The organism is Helicobacter sp. UBA3407 (genome assembly GCF_949747025.1).
Taxonomy (GTDB): domain Bacteria; phylum Campylobacterota; class Campylobacteria; order Campylobacterales; family Helicobacteraceae; genus Helicobacter_D; species Helicobacter_D ganmani.
Window position 1 is genome coordinate 1 of record NZ_CATKCB010000210.1, and the last position, 3,972, is coordinate 3,972.

5 protein-coding genes and 1 pseudogene are annotated in these 3,972 nt (G+C 38.3%); all 6 read right to left on the reverse strand.

All coding sequences use genetic code 11. From position 1 onward, the window contains the following. A pseudogene (locus Q1553_RS07610) lies at positions 1-279 on the reverse strand (hypothetical protein); the annotation flags it as partial. Positions 280-471: 192 nt separating this feature from the next. Continuing rightward, entirely contained in the window at positions 472-756 is a 285-nt protein-coding gene (locus Q1553_RS07615; RefSeq protein ID WP_297570844.1) for a hypothetical protein, read from the reverse strand. 36 nt (positions 757-792) lie between these two features. After that, a complete protein-coding gene (locus Q1553_RS07620; protein ID WP_281270094.1) occupies positions 793-921 on the reverse strand; it encodes a hypothetical protein in 129 nt (42 codons plus the stop codon). Between the two features lie 61 nt (positions 922-982). Next, complete coding sequence (locus tag Q1553_RS07625; protein WP_115551053.1) at positions 983-1,822, reverse strand: c-type cytochrome; 840 nt, start codon at positions 1,820-1,822, stop codon at positions 983-985. Positions 1,823-1,834: 12 nt separating this feature from the next. Beyond that, positions 1,835-3,061: a cytochrome bc complex cytochrome b subunit gene (locus tag Q1553_RS07630; RefSeq protein ID WP_115551054.1), complete on the reverse strand. Its 1,227-nt coding sequence runs from the start codon at positions 3,059-3,061 to the stop codon at positions 1,835-1,837. Positions 3,062-3,071: 10 nt separating this feature from the next. Then, positions 3,072-3,575 (reverse strand): ubiquinol-cytochrome c reductase iron-sulfur subunit, encoded by a 504-nt coding sequence (gene petA / locus Q1553_RS07635; protein WP_115551055.1) that lies wholly within the window; start codon positions 3,573-3,575, stop codon positions 3,072-3,074. Positions 3,576-3,972 lie beyond the last annotated feature (397 nt).

A 3,972-nucleotide genomic window follows, 5' to 3' on the forward strand; every position in this document is an offset into this window, starting at 1 on the left:
AGGTAAGCGTATCATTCCCCATAAGCTTTTGGAGTTTAGAATCATTGCATTGCCTAATTTGTAGGCTAAATGGGATTGGAAGCGTAGAGTTGCGCCTGTAAGCTTATTGTGGTGGGGAAGCTGATTCTGTATCTGTTGTGATATGGAATAAAATTTTTGCTCTCTACTTCGTTCAATTAAATCTTGAAAATAGACCCTGTTGGGCACAAAGGGCATTATTTGATGACTCTGTATGAGCGATTCTAATTCATCTAAATAGTAATTTATATTTGATTTCAAATCAATTCCTTTAAAGTCAAAGAATCCATATTTCCACCATTCAAGTCGTAAAATCCGCTCTCTTGTCTCCTCATTAAAACGATATTAAAATCCTAGCAGGGATTCCACCTACCACAGCAAAGGGTGGGACATCTTTGGTAACTAGCGCATTTTGACCCACAACGCAACCCGTATGAAGCGTGATTCCGGACTTTAGAATCGCATTGGGCAGACATACACATCGTGTTCTAAAGTTGTAGGGGGTGCAGAAGGAACGAAATTAGTGTAGCTGTCTGTTTGGTATTTTCCTTGAACAAATTTCAAATTCGCATCTTTAAAAATTACAAAATTAGGATAATAAGTAAAACTAGAAGTAGAGATTATATCCAAAGGGTGCTTACCACTAATAAAACTAAGTCCTAGTGCTATAGAATTATATCTCCCCATCTTAATGTCAAGACGCGGAATATGCGCGTTACTATAAGAAAAAGCTCCCATTGGACAAAGGGTATTTCCCCTATTGAAAGAACAATATTATTCCATAAAGCCCGCTTCGGGTATTACAATCTCCTCGTCTATTTTAAGCCTATTTCCACGCACGGAAGTAGAGATATGATTCTCTAGCAGACATTCTAAACAATAAGAATTAATTTTGATTTTCATTTGTGTGGCTTTCAAAAATTCAAGCAAGGAGGGAATCCCCACTTGCTTAAAAGACTAAAGTTTAATGCACATCATGCCAAATCTTGCGTTTCCACAAATAAGCTACGACGCCCATAATCACCATAAAAATAATGAGTTTGTAACCGAGTGCTTCGCGTTCATCTTTCTTGCTATCACCCACAGATTCCATATAAGCAACCACTTGATTTTCTGCTTTTTCAGTCAAGCCCACGCGTGGCATTGCAGTCCCTGCAAGTCTTTTTTGTGGGTCATTAATGAAAGTATGCAAGTAATCTAAGCTGCGACTACGAATCATCATAGACAAATCTGGAACTTTAGTGCCAAGATAATCTGTCATACCGCCCTCTGCACTCCATTTGTCATATCGCACACTATGGCAGCGACCGCACGCGTCAATAAACACTTCTTTGTTGCTTAATTCTTGAGGAGCAATACTGCGCAAATATGCAACAATATCTGCAATCTCTTGCTCACTCATCCAATCATAAGCTGGCATTGGGTGATTGCCATCAAATTTATGTGTTTGCTTTGCTGCAATGGCAGCATTTTTCACCACATTACCTAAAAAGTTTTTCTCATAAATCAATCCAGCAGAAGATAAATCCGGTGGAACAACACCATAAGCCGCAAGGGCATCTTCTGGAGCAAATGGAGATTCCATACCTTCGGATTTGATAGAGTGGCACGCAAGACAATTTGCATTGACAATTTCTTTACCATTTGCTGCATTACCCTCTGCTACAAGCGGTTTCAAATCGGCAAAAGTATAATCTGCGGGAGCAACTTTTGGATACATTTGACCATGTGCAAAAGGTTCAACACCCCAATAAATAATCCCTGTCAGCACAACAACAACGATTAATGCTAAGAATTCTTTCATTCTCACTCCTTCTTAATTCTGTTTGTTTTCAAGTTTGGTTACGATTGGTAAAAACACAAACAATAATGCCAAAAACGCAATTGTAGCGGCAAAACCAATATAAGCATTCACGCCTGTTGGAGGAAGTTTGCCCCAAATCGTCAAAACAATCATATCTATTACCAAAAGCCAGAAGAAAATCATAAATCCGGGTCGTTTGTGCGCAGGTGCAACTACATCACTGCGGTCTAACCAAGGCAACAACATAAAGACAACATTTGCAATTCCAAATGCCATCAAGCCCAAATCTGCGCTAAAGAAAAAGCCGCGTAAGATTTCATAACTCCACAAGAAATACCACTCGGGGTAAATATGCGGAGGGGTTTTGAGATGGTCAGCAGGGTCAAAGTTAATTGGGTCAAGCGCAAAAGCAAAATGATAACAAGTCAAATAAAATAAAATTGCCAAGAAGAAACTCGCAACAAAGAAATCTTTAGACAAGAACATAGGCCAAAATGGAATAACTTTAGATTCTTTTTTGTTCCCTGCTTTGTATTTCTCTGCTTCTTTTTCAAAGTCTAATTCTTCACCATAAGCGTTATTGACATGTGGAATCCTTAAACTATAAAAATGCACTGCAATCACAAGCATAATCACAACAGGCAACAACACAACATGCAACATAAAGAATCTTGTCAAAGTTGCGTCTGCTACGATGAAGTTACCGCGAATCCATACGACTAAATCCGCTCCAATTACAGGGATTCCACCAAAAAGATTTGTAATAACTGCTGCCGCCCAATAGCTCATTTGTCCCCAAGGAAGCATATAACCGCTAAAGGCTTCTGCAGAAAATAAACCAAAAAGAATCATACCTGTAAGCCAAATCATTTCTCTTCCACGTTTGTATGAACCATAATAAATCGCAACAAACATATGAATATAAATAACCAAGAAGCAAACAGACGCACTCACCGCGTGTAAGTGTCTCCACAGCCAACCATACTTCACTTCCTGCATAATTGTATAATTTACACTATCAAATGCAAGTTTAGTATCTGGCTTGTAATACATTAACAAAAATAATCCAGAAACCACTAAAAGACTGAATAATACTACCAAAACAACACCCATTGCCCAAAGGAAATTGATATTTTTTGGAATCCAATATTCCGTCATTAATACTTTCATCAAAGGTTTTACTGCCAACCTTTGGTCTAACCAATCAATAATACCATCTGCTTTATGAATTTGTGCCATACATTACTCCTTATGCCTTACCTACGAGCTTCAAGTATTCAGGACCTTCTTCGCCAAGCACCAATTTATCACCTTCAATCTTGAAAGGCGGAATCGCCATTGGAGTTGGAGGAGGACCAAATACATTTCTACCGCAAGCATCAAATCGCCCGCCGTGGCAAGCACAATGAAATTCTGTGGATTTAGAATCATACGATGGAATACAGCCTAAATGGGTGCAGATTTGGATACCTAAACTATAATCTGCATTGCCCACAACCACATCTCTTTCTTCACATTTTTTCATTTCTGCAGTTTTTTTGATAACATAAACAGGTGTGCCTCTATACTCTACTTGTCTATATTCACCCTCTTGCATACTGCTTAAATCAATAGTTGTGAAACCAGCCGAAACAACACTTGGCAATGGGTCCCAAGAAGATTTCATTGCAACCAACGATGCGCCAACACCAACAGCTGCAATCCCTCCTAGAGCCATACCAAGGAAATCTCTACGATTGACATTCTCTGCCATCTATTTCCTCCTCTATGAAAACAATTCTTAATTTTTTCGTTAAGAAACTTTGTATTTTATCAAAAGAAAGCTTTATTTTTAAAAAACCTTGCGAAATTCCACACGAAAAACTTCAAAATGTTTCAAATGTTCAAAAATATTATGGAATCTCGCTGATAAAGTTTGTAAATCTCGTAATGAAGAGCGGGAAATGCTTTGATTTTTCGTCCTTGCAAGCGCAAGCGAAGTAATCTATAATCTCACATATCATAAGGTTTTGCAATAGAATTTCTTAAGAGGGATTCCACATTATAGATTGCCACGACTTGATAAATCAAGTCTCGCAATGACGCAGTGGAAAATGTCATTGCGAGGAATGGAATGACAAAGCAATCCGAATAAAAGAATCCATTAAAGG